Raw genomic sequence first — 21,195 nt, forward strand, 5'->3', positions numbered from 1 at the left:
TTATACTCAACGTTTCTCAAACCTGAAACCTGAAACTTGAAACAAAAAAAAAAACCCGATAACTCTCCAGCTATCGGGTTTATTACCAAACTTAAACTTACTTAACTTAACTCAAAATAAAACTTAACTAATTTATTTTTCGATTGGAGTGAATTTTACCGCTGTTCCTCCTCCAGCTGCCAATTTGATATTGAGAACGGTTTTGTTGTTTACTTTTTGTTTAGAGATTGTAACTGGATACGGATTGGTTTTATAATTTGCTCCAGGTCCGTCTGCATAGATTTCTGCTTCGTATTCTTTGTTTTTATCTAAAAATGAAAGCGTTACTTTTAGGTCTCTCGCATCTCTATTGGTAATCGAACCTAAATACCAATTTTTCTCGTCCCAATCTTTACGGGCAATTGTTGCATATTCTCCAATTTTAGAATCTAAAACTTTAGTATCCGACCAAGTGCAAGGCACGTCTTTTACGAATTGAAATTCTGGTTTTTCTTCATAGTTTTCAGGTAAATCAGAAGCCATTTGCAACGGACTGAAAATAATCACATACAATGCCAATTGATTTGCCAAAGTGGTCTGTACTTTTGCTCCAGATGGTGTTTTGTAATCAAAATTGAAATTCCCTGGTGTGTAATCAAACGGTCCAGAAAGCATTCTGGTAAAAGGCAAAGTCGTTAAATGCTCTGGCGTATTTCCTCCATCTACAGACCATGCATTGTATTCCTGTCCTCTTCCGCCTTCTTGCGACATAAAGTTCGGATACGTACGCTGTAACCCCGTTCCTTTCATTGGTTCGTGGTTATCGATCATGATATGATATTTTGCCGCAGTCTCAATTACTTTTCTGTAATGACGTGCACCGTACTGGCTGTCATGCCATTCTTTTTTATCCAAATATTTATTTACGTAACCTGTTTTAACCGAATTCACTCCCATTTTCTGATACAGTTTGAAAGCCTCTTCCAACTGGTTCTCATAATTTTTGGTTGCGCCTGCTGTTTCATGATGTCCTATTAAACGAACATTTTTTACAGCCGCATATTTGGTAATTTCTTCCAAATTAAAGTCTGGATATGCTTTTACAAAACTAAAGGCAGAACCATCGGCAGTCCAATCGCCGTCCCAACCTTCATTCCATCCTTCTACTAAAACTCCGTCAAAACCATTTTTCGCAGCAAAATCAATATATTCTTTTGTATTTTTGGTTGTTGCACCGTGTTTTGGACCTTGTCCCCAAGTATATTTTTCCAAATGCATGCCCCACCAAATTCCAACATATTTTGAAGGAGTGATCCAAGATAAATCTTCAATTTTTGAAGGCTCATTTAAATTCAGCATAATGGTTGAAGTTGCTACTTGTCCAGGATTTTTTCCAACCACAATAGTTCTCCAAGGTGTTTTAAAAGGTGTTTCTGCATATACTTTTACACCATCTGCCCACGGCACCAAATCACTTTTGTATTGTTTGTCTGTAGTTTTTAGAAGCGTCATTGAGGCAAAATCTGTTAAATTGGCTTCGTGAATCGCTACATACAATTTGTTTTTGGTTTCAAAGGTTGCCGGAGTATTGATAGTATCTGTTTTACTCATTAACGTTTTACGGTATTCACTTTCGTAATAACTATTTTCACGATGAACAGGAATCCACCAAACCTCGTTATTATCTTTAAAAGTAAATTGTGTTACTTCGTTAGAGATTTTTACTTTTCCTAAATGAGGCTGTTTTGGAAACTCATAACGAAATCCTACTCCATCATCAAAAACTCTAAAGATAATATCGACCAAACGTTCCTCGCCTTTTGCTTCTTTTAAGTGAACAATCAGTTCATTATGATGATCTCTAACTTTTTTAAATTCGCCCCAAGGCTGTTCCCAAGTTTCATCTGCCGATTTTTCTTCGGTCGAAACGACTTCAAAACCATCCGTCATTTTAGCTAAACCTTGAAATTCAAATCCCATGAGAGATGGTTCAATAACCGATTTTCCGTTAGAAGAAAAACTATATTGAGGCTGTCCAGAAGGCGTTAATTCAAAAGTTAATTCAGAGATTTTTTCAGGAGAACTGATTTTATACGTTTTTTTAGTACTGCAAGCCATAACGAGCATTGTGGCAAAAGCTATTAGACAGTATCTATATTTTCTGTTTTTCATTATTTAAATTGTATTAATTACAGCTCTATTTTATTTCGCTTAATGTTTGTTTTGCTTTTGCTGGCTGCATAGAAACAAAATAATTAAACACTTGATCGAGTTTTTTCTGGGCTTCGACATTTCCTTTTTTCTGTACGCGTAAATCATACAATTTGCTAATATCTGGAAATACGCTTTCTGTATTTTTTACTCCAGCAAAAGCTTTGATTTTTTCGACAAAAGAATATCCAAATTCAACTGTTGGCTCAATCATGGTTCCTTCTCCGAAATCATTCCATGTAATCAGCTGCAAGTAATTTATATTGGCATTTTTTGCCAAAGTCAAAGTTTCGTCAAGTGTCGCTCCATTGTTATGTTCGATCGTCCATCCAATTGCTGCTCCACCTCCGCCTGCGGCATAAAAATCTTTAAAACCAGGATAAGCGCTACCCATTGCAACACCCAATTTTGGTTTTGTGTTGGTATAAAAATTAGTTAGATAACTATTGTCTTTATATACCCACGCATATTCTCCAGAAGCATTTTCTCCTGCCATTGAAGAGTGATCCCAAAGTGTCAAGAAAGTTGGTTTTGCTGTTAAAGTATTAAAGACATTTGTCCATTCAGCTGGGGTCTGTAGCACAATTGGTCCAAAATTCATTAACAGCGGTTTACCATTAATCTTAATATAATTAGCATCAGAAAAATAATTCTTCTCTACATAAGCCAAATCTGTTTTTGCTGCACTAGTTACCGAAATTGCTTTTCCAGCATTCACAACATTAGTCAAAAATCGGTCTTCGTATACAATAGCATATTCTAAACCTACTTTATCAAGCATTTCGATTAATTGATCAGTATTCTCTTTAATCATTCCGTAATCGTTCACATCATAAGTGCCGTACCAATCAATAAGAATTCCATCAATTCCTGAATATTTCATCAACAGTAAATGATTTTCGATCACATTTTTATCGCCTGAGTGATAAGGTCCAATCAGCGGATAATAGTACGATGCAATTTCTCTTCTTCCGTTTGCTCCTACGTTGTTCGGATTTTTATTGGCCATTGTCCAATGATATCCCCATTTTTTATCGGCACTACTTTCGTTGGTTTCAAACCACGGCATGTAATGCATATAAATTTTAGTGCTGTTGGTTTTCTCAATCGCAACAGGGTCTGTTTTCTCTGGTTCTACCGGTTTATCTGAACCTTTGTCATCGCTGCTGCAACCGGCAACCATGGCAATGCTCATCAAACCAAAAACCAACGATGTGATATATCTTTTCATACTGAGAATATTTTATTTATACTTAATAATTTAAACACATAGAAACATAGCTTTTGAGACTTCGTAAAAGGCGTTTCACTCACATACATACACATAGCTATGTGTGAGAAACTAGTTTCTTTCCTTCTCCTTTTTTACACATAAAAATCTATGTTTCTATGTGTTAAATATATTTTAAGCATTGTAGATCTATTTGAATGCAATTCTTAAAAACATGTCAGCCTTCCACGACTAACCAACATGGAAGACTGACATTCTAGTAACCTAATTTGGATACCCAGGATTTTGTTTAAGGTTTTTGTTAGTAGTTAAAACAGTACTTGGAATTGGAAAAATTGCTCTGTATTTCTCTGTTGTACCTTTTGACCACCATGGTTCGAAGAATGTTCCAAAACGAATATTGTCTGTTCTTCTTCTTCCTTCAAATGTAAATTCTTTCAACAATTCTTGATTTATAAATTCAAGGTCAATTGTTGCTGGCAACTCTTCACCTGCACGAGATGCTACTTGCTGTACAAATGGTCTTGCTAAATCTGGCGAACCTAAACGAACGTAACATTCTGCTTGCATCATCAAAATTTCTGAATAACGTATTAAAACGAAATCGTGATCACGCTCCCATTGTTCTCCTGCTTTCATTTCATATTTTGCCAATCGAACCCCTTCATTCTCCTTTGCATCTTCCAAACTTGTTAGATTCTCTGTATAGGTAAGCGGTTCTCCATTGTCCATCATAATTACAGTTCCTGTCGCAAGATTGATCTGATCACCTTCTAGCATGCATTTTTTTCTCTTGTCTGTGTCTGCAAATGCAGAATAAACTCCAGGCTGTGCGCACATACCGTTTGCGCTCCAAGGATAATTGTTTGGAATGGCAGAAATAGCTAATTTTTGATTATAATGACAAGACATTGAGTTCATGTAGTTTCCAACTGTTCCAGCTTTTGAATCGTAAGGAATAGCGAAAATAATTTCTGTTGAAGTCTGATTTTCTGTCACGAAATTCGAAAAGAAATCTGGTGTCAAACTGTATCCTGTAACCTTTTGGCACATATTGATACAATCTTGCCAACGTGGCTGACCGATAAACGCTTCTGAATTAAGATATAATCTAGCCAAAATAGAATACGCAACATTTCTAGTCATTTTAGAATACACCACATTTGGATTTAAATGCGGAATAGCGTCTGTCAATTCTTTTTCAACAAAATCATAAACCTCTTTTCTTGTTGAATTGGTTGGAAGAGCTGTATCTTCGAAATCGGTTACAATTGGCACATTTCCGAATAAATCTAAAAGATTGTAGTAGTAATAAGCTCTAAGTGCTTTTAATTCTGCATAAATTGGCTCTTTTGATTTATCACTAAGAGATGATTTATCGATTTGATAAATAATGGCATTGATCTTAGCAATTCCAGTATAATTGTAACGCCAAGCCGAAAGAATCATTCTGTTATCCGATTTCCAAGTATGCTTTTGCGCGTCTTGATATTGTCCGCCATCGTACCAGTTTGTACCTCTTGTTGGAATTGTTGCTTCATCTGAAACTACTTCATTCAAAAAGAAAACATACTCACAAGTTGGAAAATTATTTGAGATTGCATCAGAGAATCCTCTTAACGAAGAATAAGCTCCACCTACCAACGCATCAATCTCTTTGGTTGTATTTCCGAAATTTCCATCTTCTACCTGATCATACAACTGTTCGTTCAAATCAGTACAGGATACCGTAAAAAGCATGCTTAAAAGTATTGCTGCTGTTATTTTGATTTTCATTGTTAATATTTTATGGTTATCAATTCGCTTAGTTATTCAGCGTAAAATTTAATCCAACAGAAATTGTAGTTGGTCGAGGATAATTATTGTATCTGTCAATTCCAGGAGCTGCCAAACCAGTTTGATCCATTACTCCAGTCTGACCAATTCCGTCCTGAGCATTTAAACCAATCTCTGGATCTACACCTTTATAGCCTGTGATTACAAATAAGTTTTCGCCCATTACATACATTCTAAATTTCGATTTTTTGTATTTCAATGGTAAAGTATAACCAAAAGTCAATGTCTGAAGTCTGAAGAAAGAAGCATCTTCGATCCAGTAATCTGAATATTTTGGAGACGAAGTAATACCGCTGCTCAAGAAAGAATCTGGCACATTAAAAGCTGGCAATCTATTCGGATCGTTTAACATCATGTTTGTCGCATTTAATGCTTTTTGTCCAAACATTCCGTATCCAGAAAATCCAAGGTCAAAGTTTCCATACGTAAAATTCATCCCGATACCTAAAGTCAAATCTGGCTGAATATTTCCTAAATCTCTTTTATCAGCATCAACCAAAGCACTTTCAGCGACTACTTCATTTGCAGCGTTGTAGTACTGAATTTTCCCATCAGCATCTAAACCAGCATTTTTGAATCCCCAGAAAGTTCCAACTGGATATCCTTCTGCAATAATTTGAGAATATTGTCCAGACATACCTGCCAAACCATGAAGAGATCCGCTGTAGATCACGTCTGTTTTATACGTTGGGTTAGAAAGTTTTTCAATTTTCTGAACGTTATGTCCAAGTGTCAAATTAGCATTCCAGTTGAATTTATCCCCTTTAATGATATCTGCATTCAAAGTTAACTCTACCCCTTTGTTTGACATTTCGCCAACGTTAGCCAACATTGTTCCTACTAAATAAGGTGGCTGAGGCACTTCGTAAGTGTATAATAAATCTTTTGTTTTTTTAGAATAATATTCAAAAGATCCTGTGATTCTATTGAAAAGTCCGAAATCAAAACCAACATTAATTTGCTCTGTAGATTCCCATTTCAAATCAGGATTTGGATTTTGTTTTGGAGAATAAGCCAAACTCCAAGTTTTAGTAACTGGGTCGTAGTAACTGTCGCTTCCAACTCCTAAAATAGAAAGTGATTTATACTCTCCAATTCCATCTTGATTTCCTGTAACTCCATAACCAACTCTTAATTTTAAGTTGTCTAACCAACCTTTTGAAGATTCCATAAATTCTTCGTTAGAAATTCTCCAAGCTGCAGAAGCAGATGGGAAAGTTCCCCATTTATTGTTTTCTCCAAAACGGCTCGATCCATCACGTCTTACTGTCGCTGTCAATAAATATCTACCGTCGTAACCATAATTTGCACGAGCATAAAAAGAAACTAAGTTCGATTTTCCTTTGTATGAATACACGTCGGTTAAACGATAGTTATAACCCGCACCTAAATTATTATAACTAAAAGCATCTGTAACAAAACCACCTCTTTGTGCTCCAAAACCTTGATAAATATTTTCAAGATAAGAATATCCAGCCAAAGCGCTGATGTTATGTTTGTCTATGACTTTATTGTAATTTACATAAAGTTCTCCTTGTGCATTTGTATATTCTGCATAAGTTCTTTGTGCAAAACCGCCTTCTGTCTGTCCTTCCATAACCGCATAAGATGGTTTGTAAGTACCCGCTTTTACTGCATTGTGCTCTAGCGAAATATTTGCTGTAGCAGTAAAGTCATTCAAGAATTTTACATCTGTTTTAAAGTAACCTAAAAGTCTGTGTCTTTCATTATCAAAAGTTCTGTTGGTTAAAATCTCAACAGGATTCTGATACAGATTTCCTACTACTGCACTGAAATTTCCTTCTGAATCGTAAACCGGAATCGTTGGATTTAAGTTATAAGCTCTTTCAAAAATTCTGTAATCTATTGGGTGCCATTTGTCAATGTTGGCAAATAATCCCATATCAAATTTCACTTCTTTGTTGTCTCCAAGAAATTGGTAAGCGCTAACATTCCCGCTTAATCTTTCTAATCCAGATTTTTTAATTACTCCTTCATTATTTAAGTATGAAAGTGAAGTTCTAAAACCACTGTCTGCTTTACCAGAATTGATACTTAAGGTGTGCGATTGAGAAATCGAAGTCTGCTCGATTGCTTTTTGCCAGTTTGTATTTCCACCATAATCTACTGCATCTGCAATTTGATTCTGGCGCACATAGCCTCTCCACTGATTTGCTGAAAGAAGATCTAAGTTATTATTGACATACCCTATACCTGTTTGTCCGTTATAAACAACAGAAACACCTTTTGTTCCAGATTTTGTAGTAATCATAATTACTCCATTTGCTCCACGAGAACCGTAAATTGCTGTTGCCGAAGCATCTTTAAGAACATCAACCGATTTAATATCTGAAGGTTGAACTACGTTAATATCAACTCCCGCAATACCATCTACCACAATTAACGGACTGTTACTTGCTGTTAAAGAAGTTCCTCCACGAAGACGAATTGTAGAAGCTGCAGCTGGATCTCCAGAAGGACGAATAATGCTTAATCCTGCTACTTTTCCTTGTAAAACCTGCTCTGTAGAACCAATAGTTCCTTTTAGCAATTCGTCTGCTCCAACTGTAGAAATTGCTCCAGTTAAATCTGATTTTTTCACTTTTCCGTAACCTACAGAAACTACTTGTACTTCTGCCAAGGCATATCCGTCATTTTGCAGGCGCACTTCGTAATTAGAAGTATTGGCTGTAATCTGAACTTTTTGTGTTGTCGAGCCGATAAACGAAACTTCGATTGCACTTCCTACGGCTACATTCAGGCTAAATTTACCATCAAAATCTGTTGTAGTTCCGTTTTTAGTTCCTACTTCAATGATAGAAGCTCCTGGCAATACATTCCCTGTATTGTCATAAACAGTTCCTGATATCTTTTTCGTCTGCGCGAAAGAATTGGCAGTAAGAAAAAGCATAAAAATCATCAATACCGCTGCCTTAGCAGTCCACATTTGATGCAGGACGCTTTTTGTATTTTTACTATTCATTAGAATTGGTGTTTTAATTTAATAGTGATTATTTATCTAAAGTTTTTAGCGGAATGGTCGTATCCGAAATCGTTTTGTCTTTATTGTCTTTTACCAAAACATGGATCTCAGTTAAGCTCGGAACTCCATTAAGTTCTGAAACTAGATTGACAAAACCTTTAATCTCTGCAGTTCCTCCAGTAAACTCACCCGAAATTGTTTTTGTACCAGCTGTAATCGTGTAGATTAATTTGTTTACACCTGCCTCGTTATTTTTTCTTGACATTCCAAGAAAATCTTTTTGACTGATTTGTGATGGAAAGAAAGCAAAACTTGGCGGCGGTGGCGGAACAAATTCTCCTGCGTAAATAACCTGATCGCCAGAATTTGCTGTCCAATTCTCCGCTACCATCAGAAAATTTATCTTTTCCATTACAAAATCATCTGGAGCATCGAAATACTGCTTAGGAACAAAATCCATTTTATAAAAACCGTTACCTAGATCTTTCAATTTTGTTTTTTCGGCAATTTCTGGTTTTGCAGCTTCATACATTTGCTGAATGGCCCAGTCATTCAAACCACCATGCATATGTACACTTGGAGTGCCAGCAAATGCAGGATTAAGATTTGCATTAAAAACAATACTTACCGGTTTATCGATTAATGGTTTTGATGGATATGATCTAAATAATTCACCTGAAGTATAGAAAGATGAAAAATCAGTATAAGCCACATTAGCAACATCACTTTGTTTAGATCCGTTTTTGTTTTTCAAGCGAAACCAGAATCCATCGCTCTTCGCTATTTCTTCTGGAGTTTTAGAAAAATAAACAGTCGGAGTCAAAGTAAAACTCCAGATTCTGTTTCCTTCGTATTTCAGTTTTGCAAAATCTGATGAATTTTCCCAATGTCCAGCATCTGGTTCAGATGGAGACCAAATCCAGATGTATAAATCTTCTGTTTCAGCAAATGTCGATGCCGACATATCAAAATACCAAGTAACTTGTTCATCATATTTGTAAACAACAGGAAATGATGATATTGGCCCTACAGCTCCAGCAGCTTCTTGTGCCTGAATAAAATTAGGAGCCATCAACAAGGCAAGTAAAATTGTATATATAAACTTTTTCATATTACTTTTTAATTAATAGCATTTAATTTAAACACATAAGAAACGAAATCTACACCACCAGAAGAATGCGCCAATTGAATCTGCATTTCTTTGCTTTTACCTGGAACTGAAATCAATCTAAGTTCATCTGTTTTTTGCGTTTTCTGTGCGTCGCTGTACAGATAGATTTTCGTTCCAACACCAGTAGTCGATTGAAACGCTGAGCTAAGTGCCCAATACCCCTTAGGAGCAAATAAAGGAGGAACATCTCCCGTTACTTCATAACTTGTAGGATTATTTTTTTCGTCTACGTTAAATTTGATTTTAAAATCTTCGTAGTTAAAATAAGTACTCAAGTTTTCTTCGTTTGGTTCGATCTTATTTGCTTTCGCAACTTCATCAACCATTTTCAGATTTGTTAATCCCCAATTCCCATTTACTTTTTCATAAAGGGTAATCGGTTCTACGTAGCTTCCGTCATCTGTGTTATCGCATCCGATAGCAAATAAACACATCATAAAAGCTAGCCAATAAAGACTTTTACATTTCATAAATTTTTGGTTTTCGTTAGTTTGTTATCCCCTTCAAAAGGATACAGCGAAACTAGACCTTAAATAAATCCAAAAAAAAAAATCTGAAAAAAATCAAGATGAAATTCAAACACAAAAACAAATAAATAACTAATAATCAGTATTTTAACAATTTAATTAAACGTAAAAAATCAAGACGCTGTTTAGATAAAAATAAGTCGTTTTTATATGGTGAAAATGACAATATGTAAAATAAAAAGCATATTTTTTTCACTATGTATATATATAACCAGTTTTTATTGTATAATTGCAAATAAATTACCTGTTTTTAACACTTACAGCTTATTTTCACTCCGAAAATCATCTTTTAAAGCTATGTTATTAAACATTTTACAAGATTCTTGAAAAACAGGTTTAGCTTAATCTCAAACTTATTCTTAATTTTAAATCGAATTAACTCACTATATCTATCAACCCACTTTTCCCTAAACCAAAACCAAATCATGCGAAGAATATTGATGCTACTTTTCTTCTTAGGAGGTTTTTCTCTTACTGCGAAAGAGACGAATCCTTATTTAGAAGAATTAGATCAGGTTCTCTTGAAAAAAGAGATTTATCTAAAACAGAAATATCGAAAAATAGAAGCTTTAAAGAAAAATGTATCTAAATTTACGCTTAGTCAGAATAATGAAGAATTGTACAATTGTTATATGTCATTGTTTGATGAATACAAATCTTTTAAATATGACTCTGCCTATTACTATTTAGAGCAATCTAAAATCAAAGCCAAAATCCTAAAAGATCCGAAGTATTTATCTAAAAGCCGAATAAAAGAAGGTTTCGTACTTTTATCTTCTGGGCTTTTTAAAGAAGCTATTGACACGCTAAATGTTATTGACGATACTAAACTGGATCAAAGAAACAAATTTGAATATTATAACATCAAAGCCCGTGCTTACTATGACTTGGCCGATTATAACCGTGACCAGCGCTTTAATATTCATTATGTACAACAAGGAAATCATTTCTTAAAAAAAGCTCTAGAATTAATAGGAACCAATACGAATGAATATTGGGCTGCAGAAAGTTTAAAACGATTGAAACAACAAGACTGGCGAGGTGCCGAATTTGCCTTCAGTTATTGGATTAACAACTACAATCTGCCTCCTGATTATTATGGAATCGCCACTTCGAGTCTCGGATATATCTATTCTGAACGGGGTTATACAAAAAAAGCAATCCAATATTTAGCTCTTGCCGCAATTGCCGATGTTAAAAACGCTACGAAAGAAACCGTTGCGCTCAGAAATTTGGCCAATGAGCTATTTAAAATGGGTTATTTGGATAAAGCAAACGAATACATCAATATTGCAATGGATGATGCTACTTTTTATAATGCAAGGCATCGAAAAATTGAGATTTCGTCGATTCTGCCTATTATAGAAAAAGCTCAGTTGAATAATGTAAAGGATAAAAATGATAAACTGGAGAAGATTATTATTCTCTTGACGATTCTTACGGTTATCATTTTCGTTTTCCTTGGCATCATTTTCAAACAATTAAAAGAAAAGAATAAAGCAAGAAAAATCATGGCCGATTCGTACTTGCAATTGCAGGAAATGAATGTGAGTTTGAGCGAAGCCAATGCCATCAAAGAAGAATATATAACCTATTTCATCAAAGCAACTTCGGCTTTCATTAATAAAATCGACCATATTCAAAAAAGTACGCTGCATAAAATCATTACCAAAAAGACCGATGAAGTTATCGCAAGTCTAAAGCGTTACAATGTGAAGGAAGAGCGCGAAAATCTGTTTCATCAGTTTGACGAAATCTTCTTGAAATTGTTTCCGACATTTGTAACCGATTTCAATAATTTATTCCCAAATGATCATAAATGCATTGTCAAAAAAGGCGAACTTTTAAATACCGAATTGCGAATTTTTGCTTTGTATAGATTGGGTATTCAAGACAGCAGTCAAATGGCAGAATTCTTAGAACTTTCTGTAGCTACAATTTATACGTACAAAACCAGAATTAAAAGCAAATCTGATTTTAAAGATACTTTTGAGCAGAAGATTATGGAGATCAAAACGATTTAATTTTTTTCGCCACGAATCCACGAATTTTCTTTTTCCAATCAATTCGTGCAATTATTGCGTACAAATTTCACGTATCATTTTAAATAAAAATTCGTGAATTCGTGGCTATTTTTAATCAGCATTTTCCAACTGCAAAATAGTATTCTGATATATTTTACTCAATGAAAATAACTGCTCCACAAAAATCATAATCGCAATTGGTACAAAGAAAAACACCAATAAATCTTCTTCATATAAAAAGTAAGTCGAAATCATGGCCAGACGAGTATATTCTAAATAGTAAATCCATTTTCGCTGTTCTAATAAAGCACCGCAATTGATTAAAGTGATGAGTACCAAAGAAAGTACAAACACTTTATCATACAATTCTAAATAATCAAAATAATAGGTAAAAACCGTTAGAATCAAAGTACAGATTCCTAATTGTATATAAAGATAATTTTTAAATCGAAGCCTCTGGTTTGGAGCTGCTTTATCCTGTAGAAAACGCTTTTCTAGAATTGGACGAATATCTTGATCCATATCGGCTGGACTTCCAAAAACAGCATTCCATCTCGCTTTGAATCCGCTTGAACGTTTCCATAATTCGTAAATTTCGAAGTAATAATGAAAATGCTGCCACAAGAAACTATAACTTTTTAGCGGATGAGTCAATCCATATTTTGGTTTTTCTTCTTCGGTTTGGAAAGTCCCAAAAAGTCGATCCCAAAACGTAAACATATCACCGTAATTTTTGTCCAAATACTTTTCGTCAGAAGCATGATGGACTCCATGAACAGAAGGAGTTACAAAAACATATTCCAGCCATTTTACTTTACCAATAAGCTGTGTATGGGTAAAAAAAGAATAGGCGCCATGAACAATAAGCATGGTAATCACCATACTTGGATGAAAACCAACAAACGGTAAAACACACCAAAATCCCGTTCGAATTATAGCCTGAAAAGTAGTAATCCTAGCGGCGGCAGTAAAATTAAATTCTTCACTGTGATGATGCACAATATGCGCTGCCCAGAAAAAATTGACTTCATGTCCTAACCGATGATACCAATACCAGACAAAATCGGTTGCAAGAATAAGGGCAAACCAAACCAAAGCATTACTCGGAATATCAAAAAGTCTATAATCATCATAAATTAAATAATACAGCTGATAAAAACTGGCTGCAATAAATAAGTTAATCAAACGCTCTGCAATTCCGATGGAGATATTGGAAACAGAGCTTTCATAGTTAAAAATTTCAGGCTTTTTTCTGCGTTGAGCAAGCTTATATTCCAAAAACAAAAAAAGAAAAAAGGCCGGCATGGCAAATGCTAGAAAATTGATATTTTTCATTTTGTATGATACTTTTCGATTCTAAAAATTATAATTAATAGTTCAAACGAAAAAGACACTTCCATCAATTACGTTCTTTGCGAGAGACAAAAAACGTAATCAACGAAAATGATCTTTTTACGAAGTAAACCTGATTTTTAATTCTGCTTAAATAAAGGCGCTTCCAAGGCAACTTCTTTAACTGACTGCGTTTCGGCCACTTTTTTCAACGCAATTATATAAGCGGCAATACGAGGCGTTACATTATGTTTTACTGCAACTCTAAAAACAGTATCAAAACCTTTTTCTAAAATATCCTCCAAACGTTTGTTTATCTGATGGATTCTCCATGACTCCAAAAGCGAATTCTGAAGCCATTCAAAATAAGAAACGGTAACACCGCCCGCATTGGCTAAAATATCAGGAACAACTAATATATTTTTATCATGCAGAATCTGATCTGCATCTGAAGAAACGGGTCCGTTCGCACCTTCCACAATAATTCTGGCTTGAATCTCTCCTGCATTATGCTTCGTAATAACATCTTCCTTTGCCGCAGGAATCAATACATCAACATCTAAAAGCAATAAATCCTCGTGTTTTATTGCAATTGAATTTGGGTAGCCTTTTATCGTTTTGTTATTTAAGTTATAGTACAAAATCAGTTCTGGAATATTAATCCCATTCGGATTGTAAAATGCCTCAGAAACATCGCTTACAGCTACAATTTTCACTCCTTTTTCATGAAGAAATAACGCAGAATGCAAACCAACATTTCCAAATCCTTGAATTGCAGCGGTAGCTCTTGCTGGTCTGATTTTTAGTTTCTCCAATGCTAGAAGTGTAATAATGCTTACTCCTCTTCCTGTTGCTTCTACTCTGCCTAAAGAGCCGCCAGAGTGAAGATGTTTTCCTGTTACAACTGCATGAATTGGTCTTCCATGCAATAATGAAAATTCATCCATTAACCAGCCCATTTCGTCTGGACCTGTCCCCATGTCTGGTGCAGGAACATCTTTCTCTGGCCCGAAAATATCAGCCAAAGTTTTGGTATAAGCCCTTGTAATTTTTTCTAATTCTGTTTTAGAATGCTTTCTAGGATCGCAAATAATGCCGCCTTTTGCTCCACCAAAAGGAATTCCAGTTACAGCAGATTTCCAGGTCATCCAGGCGGCAAGTGCTTTTACTTCGTCCAGATTTACAGCAGTGTCATAACGAATTCCTCCTTTTGAAGGGCCTAAAGCAGTGTTGTGAATGACACGGTATCCTTCAAAGTTCTGAACGTTTCCATTATCTAATGTAATAGAAAAATTTACTGTGATTTGTTTTTCTGGGCGCTGCAATTTTTGTTTGATAGAATCATCTAATTTTAAAATATCAGCAGCGATATTAAAGCGATCAATCATGGATTGAAACGGATTATGTTTTATAATTTCTGAACTCATAATATATAGTTTTTAGGTTTGGGTTACTTTTTATGTTTGTAATCTTCTTCGGTAAGAAGATTTACTTTCTCTTTTAATCTTCAAACTAGATGCAACACGGAATCTTGATCAGGCAACGGCGCATCAAAATTTTCATATTTCTGTTGGTTCTCATATCTTGATTTTTAAACAATTCAAAAAAAAGCCTTTCATGGTGCAATGAAAGGCTAAAAAAAAAATAACTAACAAGTACTTTCTCTATTAACGCCATTTCAAAACGTAATTCATCATACAGCACATCGCAAAGCTGCATGGAAAAGACGTCATAATATTTCGGCTATAGTTTTTCATTGTTGAGACAAAGCTACAAAAATATATTCATAAATTCTATAGAATTAGTAGAGTTTATTTTAATTAATTAAAACAAAAACATCAAATCAATTGAAAATAAAAGGATTAACGTCTAAAAAAAATCACTTTAATTGCGACAAAACGATAAAAATAACAGCGACCAAAGCCAAAACCAAACCTAAAACATTGATTTTAGATAATTTTTCTTTGAAGAAAAAAGCACCAATAAGAGTTCCTAAAATAATTACTCCCATATTCATACCAGCAAAAACTGTTGATGGATTTTCTGCAAATGCTTTGTGCGCTTTTAAATAGAATAATATATTTCCGAAGTTGAAAATTCCGACTAATATCCCAAAAGGGATGCTTTTTAAGACAAAATTTTCTTTAGCTATAAACAGCTTATACAATACTATTAAAATAGAAACAGTAAAAGCAATTAGAAAAACAAAGAATAACGATGTTGTATAAGGGACAGCAGTATATAAAGCTATTTTCTTAAAAAGAATATCAATAACTCCAAAACCCAACAAAACTGCTGCTGGATAAATCCATTTGTTTTCTGTCTGGTTTGATGGCTTTTTTAAAATGAATAAAAGTGCCGCAAAACCAATCAAAACCCCAATAACTTTATAGGTATTAAATCCTTCATTAAATAGCAACCAAGCTGCCAAAATCGGAATAAATAGGGATAACCTTTGGGCTGCATCTGTTTTTGCAATTCCCATATATTTTATAGAAAGTGCCAAAAACAAAAATAAGATCGGAAGCAAAATTCCAACTGAAGTGTAAATTTCTAATGGTGCATTATGATCTAATGCATTAAGATCTGGAGTAAACGTAAAATAACAAAGCGTTATTGCAGCGATGTAATTAAACGAGATAATTTGTGAAGGATTAGCACTATATTTTCTAGAAATCTTAAATATAACACCAACAATAACACTGCAAAGAATACTTAATATAAGGAATAACATAAATTTATTTTAGGTCTGTAAAAATAGGTATTGCAAAATAAAAAAGTCCAGCCGGTTTAAAAAAACCAGCTAGACCAGATTAAGTATCATTGTAAACTGAATAAAATTTTAATTTAAACACATAAAAACATAGATTTTTACTGCCTCTTTTTAAGATTACAAAAAAAGCAAGCTTTAACACATAGCTGTATGTTTTGATATTAGTGAAACGCCTTTTTCTAGGCTTTCAAAAACTATGTTTCTATGTGTTAAAAAATTACTCGAAAAGGGGTTTTTAGAATTTACTAATATAACTTCCGTAAATATCTCTAAACTGACTTCCTTTTGCAAAGCGGTCTTTGCTTAGTTTTTTATATTCTACCAATCCCCAAAGAATGAATTCTTTCATAAAATACACATCTTCTTTTGCTAATTGGGGCTGATATTTTTTTAATAATTCATCCAATGGAGTTACTTCGTCTAGAATGTTTTTATATTCTTTATCTGAAGCATCATCTAATAATTCGAAACCGCTTTCGGCAAAAAACCATTCTACCAAATCAGAATATGGTGTTTTCTCATCAGGTTTTTCTAATTTTTCAATTTTTGGGAAATATTCTGGAAATAATGTTCGAATGGCAGAACCAATCAAACTTTCAGCCACAACATCGGCTCCCTCCTGCTCTCCTTCGTAAACCAATTCGACTTTTCCTGTTATGGCTGGAATAATTCCAACAAAGTCAGATAAACGAAGCGTAGTTTTATCAACTCCAGAAATCAAAGCTCGACGCTCTGCCGTACTAATTAAGTTTTCGAAAGCCGTAATACTCATTCTAGCACTTACACCGCTTTTGTTATCGATATATTCGCTTTCACGAGCTTCAAAACTAATTTGTTCCAAAATATCTCTTGCTAAACTTGGAACATAAACAACATCAGTCTGATTTTGATCTAATTTAGATTCTTGCTCTGTAATGGTTCTCGCAATCTCGATACTTTCCGGATAATGCGTCAAAATCTGAGAACCGATTCTATCTTTTAAAGGTGTTACAATACTTCCTCTGTTGGTATAATCTTCTGGATTTGCGGTGAAAACAAATTGCATATCTAAAGGCATTCTTAATTTGAATCCTCTAATTTGAATATCTCCTTCTTGCAAAATATTAAATAATGCTACTTGAATTCTGGCCTGTAAATCGGGTAATTCGTTGATTACAAAAATACAGCGATTCGCTCTCGGAATCATTCCGAAATGAATTACGCGGTCGTCTGCATAAGACAATTTTAAATTAGCTGCTTTTATCGGATCAACATCACCAATTAAATCGGCAACCGTTACGTCTGGAGTCGCTAGTTTTTCGAAGAAACGATCGTTTCTATGCAACCAAGAAATCGGAGTTTCATCACCTTTTTCTGCAATTAAATCTTTTGCAAAACGAGAAATCGGGTTTAACGGATCGTCATTAATCTCTGAACCTTCCACAAACGGAATATATTCGTCTAATAATTCAACCATTTTACGCGCCAAACGCGTTTTTGCTTGTCCGCGAAGTCCTAGTAAATTAATATTGTGACGAGATAAAATCGCACGTTCTAATTCTGGAATTACCGTATTTTCAAATCCGTGAACACCTTCAAAAACAGGCTTCCCCGATTTGATTTTCTCACGAAGATTATTGCGTAATTCGTCCTTTATGCTTGTAGTTTTATATCCAGCGGCTTTTAATTGACCTAATGTCTTTATAGTATTTATTTCCATTGTATTGAAATATAGTTTGTTTATTTATTTTTTATGACAATATATTGTGTCATTGCTGTGTGTAGACGCACTGCAGTGCGTCTCTACGTAAACGCGACGTTTATTTTATCGTCAGAAACCTTTGCATCTTTGCACCTCTATTTAATCCTCTTCTTCCTATTTGCTTCGTAATCTTCAAAAATCATTTCGCCTAGACCTTTAATTCCGGTATAAAATGCTTTTCCTTGATTTGCTTCAGTAAACTGATTCACAAAACGCTGTAAATACGGATCTCGCGCAATCATAAAAGTGGTAATTGGGATATGAAGTTTTCTTGCCTGTTGCGCTTGCGTGTAACATTTATCTACAATATATTCGTCCAGACCGTTACTATTCATATAATAAGAACCATCACGTTCTCGAACGCAGCTTGGTTTTCCGTCGGTAATCATGAAAATTTGCTTGTTAGTATTTCGCTTTCTGCGAAGAATATCCATCGCCAATTGCAGACCAGCAACCGTATTGGTATGATAAGGGCCAACTTGCAAATAAGGCAAATCTTTGATCGGAATCGTCCATGCATCATTCCCAAAAACCAAAATATCTAAAGTATCTTTAGGATATCTTGTTGTGATTAATTCTGCTAAAGCCATAGCTACTTTTTTTGCAGGAGTAATTCGGTCTTCTCCATATAAAATCATACTGTGGCTAATATCAATCATCAGAACAGTACTCATTTGTGCTTTGTACTGTGCATCTTCTACGACCAAATCATTTTCGGTCAGCATGAAACTTTCGACACCGTTATTAACTTGAGCATTTCGAAGGCTTTCGGTCAAAGAAATTCTTTCTAAGCTATCGCCAAAATTAAATTCACGAAATTCCCCTGTATGTTCGTCACCATTTCCAGCATATTTTGTTTTATGGTTTCCAGTTCCAGACTTTTTCAAGTTTCCAAAAATCTGATCTAAAGCTTGCTGTCTTATTGCTCTTTCTGTTTTTGCAGTTATTCCAAAACCAGAACTTCCATCACCTTTTACTTCATCTCTGATGTATCCTTTTTTCTTCAGGTCTTCGATAAAATCGTCAATAGTATAATTTTCGTCGGTAAGTTTGTATTCTTTGTCCAGCTCCCGAAGCCAGTTGATTGCTTCATCAAAATCGCCCGAAGTATGGGTGATTAACTCTTTAAAAATCGTAAAAAGTTTGTCAAACGGAGACTGAAAAGGAGCTTCGTAAGTCTTAAAATAAAAGCCTTTTTTAAATTCGTTTTTCATAAACCTAAAATTACATCTTTTTAGAATTATGAAAAACGAATCATTTATTAATTTTTAGTTAAAATATTTAATCAAAATTCTCAACTAACAGTGTTAGATATAATAATTATTCAAACTTTCCGTCTAAATAATACCAAGCATCATTTTCGAATTTAAAAGTCGAGAATTCGTAATGTGTTTGAGGTTTATTATCTGAATCTAAAAAGTACGCTTTGAATTCAACTGTGTTTTCAGAAAAACTCAAAATTTCCAATTTCTGCCATTTATTAGAAACGGCCCATCTTAAAATTTCAGATTTCGAATAATATTTTCTTTCGGAAATATAAGTCGTTTCCATAAGATAATCGGCATTATGAATTGCATACGCTGAATATCTTGACCGCATTAAAGTCAATGCCGAAGGCGCTTTTTGATTATCATTCAGATATAAACCGCAGCAATTTTCAAAAAGCAATCCTGTGTCGCAGAAGCATTTTTTACTCTCCATCGACTGGTTCTTCCCCATTAATTTTAACGTGAAGCTGATTTAATAAAACTTGATAACGCGTTATTTCGCGAACTTCTTCATCTTCCTCAGCAAAATCAATCATTTCATCTAATGTTTCACTTACTTCCAATAATTTGTTGTTTGCCTCTCTATCGTTTTTTGCAGCGATTAAGTCGATAATTTCTTGTACGCTTGCTTTTAAGTTTTCGAATTTGCTATTCATCTGTGTTTTTTTGTTTCAGGTTTCACGTTTCAGGTTTACTGTGTTATCTTATAACATGAAGCCTGAAACTTGAAATTATTATTTACTCTTCGTTTTTACTTTCGTTGAATTTCTTTACTATTTCTTTTAATTTTTCTTTGCGAGCAACTTCAGCTTGTTTAGCTTCTGCTTGGGCTTTATGCAATTTATCATTGTGCTTTTTGATGTTTCTTTCGTTATTTCTTCCCATTACACCTCTCTTTTAATTTGTTCTAACGTTTTTTCAGTAAAAATCAATTCGCTGATAATTTGTTTTCTTAAATCATCTATATCGTCATAATCAAAATGTTTTGCCCAATTGGTCAGCTGCTGTAAATTTCTAATCTGTTTTAATCTTTTTGCGGTTTCAAAACTTGTTCTTAAAACTGCTTTTCCGTCATACTCGGGATTGTTTTTATGCTCATAATTAGCAAGATTGTTTTCGAAATCCGCTTTTATATAGTATAATTTTTCTTCGGCATTATCTGGATAAAACTCTTCCCATTTTGCAAAACCAATTTTAGTTTTCGATTCCGTTTCTGGATTTCGAGCAATTAAACGCCATTTACTATTGGCCAATCTACCCCAATGATTCGAAACACGGTACATTCCTTCTTCCGTATAATAATAGGCACTTCCCGCTTTGCTTTCAAATTGCTTTTTCAATCCTTGAATTGCATCTGGAAGCACTTCATTAAAAGCACAAAACGTATTTTTAAAAGAATTAGGATGTGGTTTAAAGTTCTTTTGCATTGTGCAAATATACTCAGATTACAGCGAACTCCCTAAACCAAACATTAATTGCTTACCTTTGTTGCTTTAATTCAAAACAAAAAAATCATGTCTAAAGATTTAGAACAAAAAATGCCTCAAAAAGGAGTTTTTACAGGCATTATCGAAAAAGATGAAAACAATAATTATTTCTGTGGAGAATATCTTTTAGACTATAAAATGGTTCAAACCAAATTTAATGTCGGCGATTGGATTACTATAAAATCTGTTATTGAAAACCCAAGCGACATGAGCTACGATAAATATCCTAAAAAATCAAGAAACTTTGATAAAGCGAATCATAAACCGGAGTAATTTTGTTTCAGGCTTCATGTTTTCTTGTTTCAAGTTATTTGTTGGGAAGCATTTTTTACCGCAAAAACGCTAAGATTTTTTATTAGGAGTCTAAGCATGTCTTAATATTAAGTTCGCAAAGCTTTGTCTAAACATAGCTTTGCGAACTTTTCATTTTTAATGATTCTCAAAAAAAACTTAACATTCTTTGCGTACTTTGCAGTTAAAAAAAAATCTTAGCGACCTTTGCGGTTAAATAAACTTACAGTTAACTTTTCTCAATATTTTTTGGATGAAAACTAAAAAGTTAAAAAAAAGTGTACCTTTGCAAAAAATTTGTCGATTTGAACTAAAACAAAACGATTTCAAACTAATAGACA

Annotated in this window: 17 protein-coding genes; 2 read left to right on the forward strand and 15 right to left on the reverse strand. The window is 34.2% G+C overall.

Annotated elements, in window-relative coordinates; translation table 11 throughout:
- Positions 1 to 132: 132 nt before the first annotated feature.
- From M0M44_RS20345 to M0M44_RS20370, 6 genes are all read right to left on the reverse strand, one after another.
- Positions 133 to 2,151 carry a glycoside hydrolase family 97 protein gene (locus M0M44_RS20345; RefSeq protein WP_248727359.1) on the reverse strand — a complete coding sequence of 673 codons (2,019 nt, stop codon included), beginning with the start codon at positions 2,149 to 2,151 and terminating at the stop codon, positions 133 to 135.
- A 25-nt stretch (positions 2,152 to 2,176) separates the two neighbouring features.
- Complete coding sequence (locus M0M44_RS20350; protein ID WP_248727360.1) at positions 2,177 to 3,421, reverse strand: glycoside hydrolase family 99 protein; 1,245 nt, start codon at positions 3,419 to 3,421, stop codon at positions 2,177 to 2,179.
- A gap of 264 nt (positions 3,422 to 3,685) precedes the next feature.
- Positions 3,686 to 5,197 (reverse strand): RagB/SusD family nutrient uptake outer membrane protein, encoded by a 1,512-nt coding sequence (locus M0M44_RS20355; protein WP_248727361.1) that lies wholly within the window; start codon positions 5,195 to 5,197, stop codon positions 3,686 to 3,688.
- A gap of 28 nt (positions 5,198 to 5,225) precedes the next feature.
- Complete coding sequence (locus M0M44_RS20360) at positions 5,226 to 8,240, reverse strand: SusC/RagA family TonB-linked outer membrane protein (protein WP_248727362.1); 3,015 nt, start codon at positions 8,238 to 8,240, stop codon at positions 5,226 to 5,228.
- 28 nt (positions 8,241 to 8,268) lie between these two features.
- Positions 8,269 to 9,351, reverse strand: a complete 1,083-nt coding sequence (locus tag M0M44_RS20365; protein ID WP_248727363.1) for a hypothetical protein — start codon at positions 9,349 to 9,351, stop codon at positions 8,269 to 8,271.
- A gap of 8 nt (positions 9,352 to 9,359) precedes the next feature.
- On the reverse strand, positions 9,360 to 9,881 hold the full coding sequence (locus M0M44_RS20370) for a DUF5004 domain-containing protein (protein ID WP_248727364.1): 522 nt from the start codon (positions 9,879 to 9,881) through the stop codon (positions 9,360 to 9,362).
- A gap of 482 nt (positions 9,882 to 10,363) precedes the next feature.
- Here M0M44_RS20370 and M0M44_RS20375 point away from each other — a divergent pair, with 482 nt between their 5' ends.
- Positions 10,364 to 11,962 carry a DUF6377 domain-containing protein gene (locus M0M44_RS20375; protein ID WP_248727365.1) on the forward strand — a complete coding sequence of 533 codons (1,599 nt, stop codon included), beginning with the start codon at positions 10,364 to 10,366 and terminating at the stop codon, positions 11,960 to 11,962.
- Positions 11,963 to 12,073: 111 nt separating this feature from the next.
- Here M0M44_RS20375 and M0M44_RS20380 read toward each other — a convergent pair whose 3' ends face one another.
- The 9 genes from M0M44_RS20380 to M0M44_RS20420 form a co-directional block, all read right to left on the reverse strand.
- The gene (locus tag M0M44_RS20380; RefSeq protein ID WP_248727366.1) at positions 12,074 to 13,297 is read right to left on the reverse strand and encodes a sterol desaturase family protein; all 1,224 of its coding nucleotides are present in this window, start codon (positions 13,295 to 13,297) and stop codon (positions 12,074 to 12,076) included.
- 137 nt (positions 13,298 to 13,434) lie between these two features.
- Complete coding sequence (locus M0M44_RS20385) at positions 13,435 to 14,721, reverse strand: Glu/Leu/Phe/Val family dehydrogenase (protein WP_248727367.1); 1,287 nt, start codon at positions 14,719 to 14,721, stop codon at positions 13,435 to 13,437.
- Between the two features lie 452 nt (positions 14,722 to 15,173).
- A complete protein-coding gene (locus M0M44_RS20390; RefSeq protein ID WP_248727368.1) occupies positions 15,174 to 16,028 on the reverse strand; it encodes an EamA family transporter in 855 nt (284 codons plus the stop codon).
- A 274-nt stretch (positions 16,029 to 16,302) separates the two neighbouring features.
- Complete coding sequence (locus tag M0M44_RS20395; protein WP_248727369.1) at positions 16,303 to 17,766, reverse strand: AAA family ATPase; 1,464 nt, start codon at positions 17,764 to 17,766, stop codon at positions 16,303 to 16,305.
- Positions 17,767 to 17,903: 137 nt separating this feature from the next.
- Entirely contained in the window at positions 17,904 to 19,022 is a 1,119-nt protein-coding gene (locus tag M0M44_RS20400; RefSeq protein WP_248727370.1) for a vWA domain-containing protein, read from the reverse strand.
- A 106-nt stretch (positions 19,023 to 19,128) separates the two neighbouring features.
- Positions 19,129 to 19,509, reverse strand: coding sequence for a YchJ family protein (locus M0M44_RS20405; RefSeq protein ID WP_420842791.1), 381 nt, complete (start codon positions 19,507 to 19,509; stop codon positions 19,129 to 19,131).
- Positions 19,499 to 19,732: a hypothetical protein gene (locus M0M44_RS20410; protein ID WP_248727372.1), complete on the reverse strand. Its 234-nt coding sequence runs from the start codon at positions 19,730 to 19,732 to the stop codon at positions 19,499 to 19,501. The genes M0M44_RS20405 and M0M44_RS20410 overlap by 11 nt, the downstream gene beginning before the upstream one ends.
- An 82-nt stretch (positions 19,733 to 19,814) precedes the next feature.
- Positions 19,815 to 19,961, reverse strand: a complete 147-nt coding sequence (locus M0M44_RS20415; RefSeq protein WP_248727373.1) for a hypothetical protein — start codon at positions 19,959 to 19,961, stop codon at positions 19,815 to 19,817.
- Complete coding sequence (locus M0M44_RS20420) at positions 19,961 to 20,503, reverse strand: hypothetical protein (RefSeq protein ID WP_248727374.1); 543 nt, start codon at positions 20,501 to 20,503, stop codon at positions 19,961 to 19,963. The genes M0M44_RS20415 and M0M44_RS20420 overlap by 1 nt, the downstream gene beginning before the upstream one ends.
- Positions 20,504 to 20,590: 87 nt before the next feature.
- Here M0M44_RS20420 and M0M44_RS20425 point away from each other — a divergent pair, with 87 nt between their 5' ends.
- Complete coding sequence (locus tag M0M44_RS20425) at positions 20,591 to 20,836, forward strand: hypothetical protein (RefSeq protein ID WP_248727375.1); 246 nt, start codon at positions 20,591 to 20,593, stop codon at positions 20,834 to 20,836.
- Positions 20,837 to 21,195 lie beyond the last annotated feature (359 nt).

Source organism: Flavobacterium humidisoli, assembly GCF_023272795.1.
GTDB classification, from domain to species: Bacteria; Bacteroidota; Bacteroidia; order Flavobacteriales; family Flavobacteriaceae; genus Flavobacterium; species Flavobacterium humidisoli.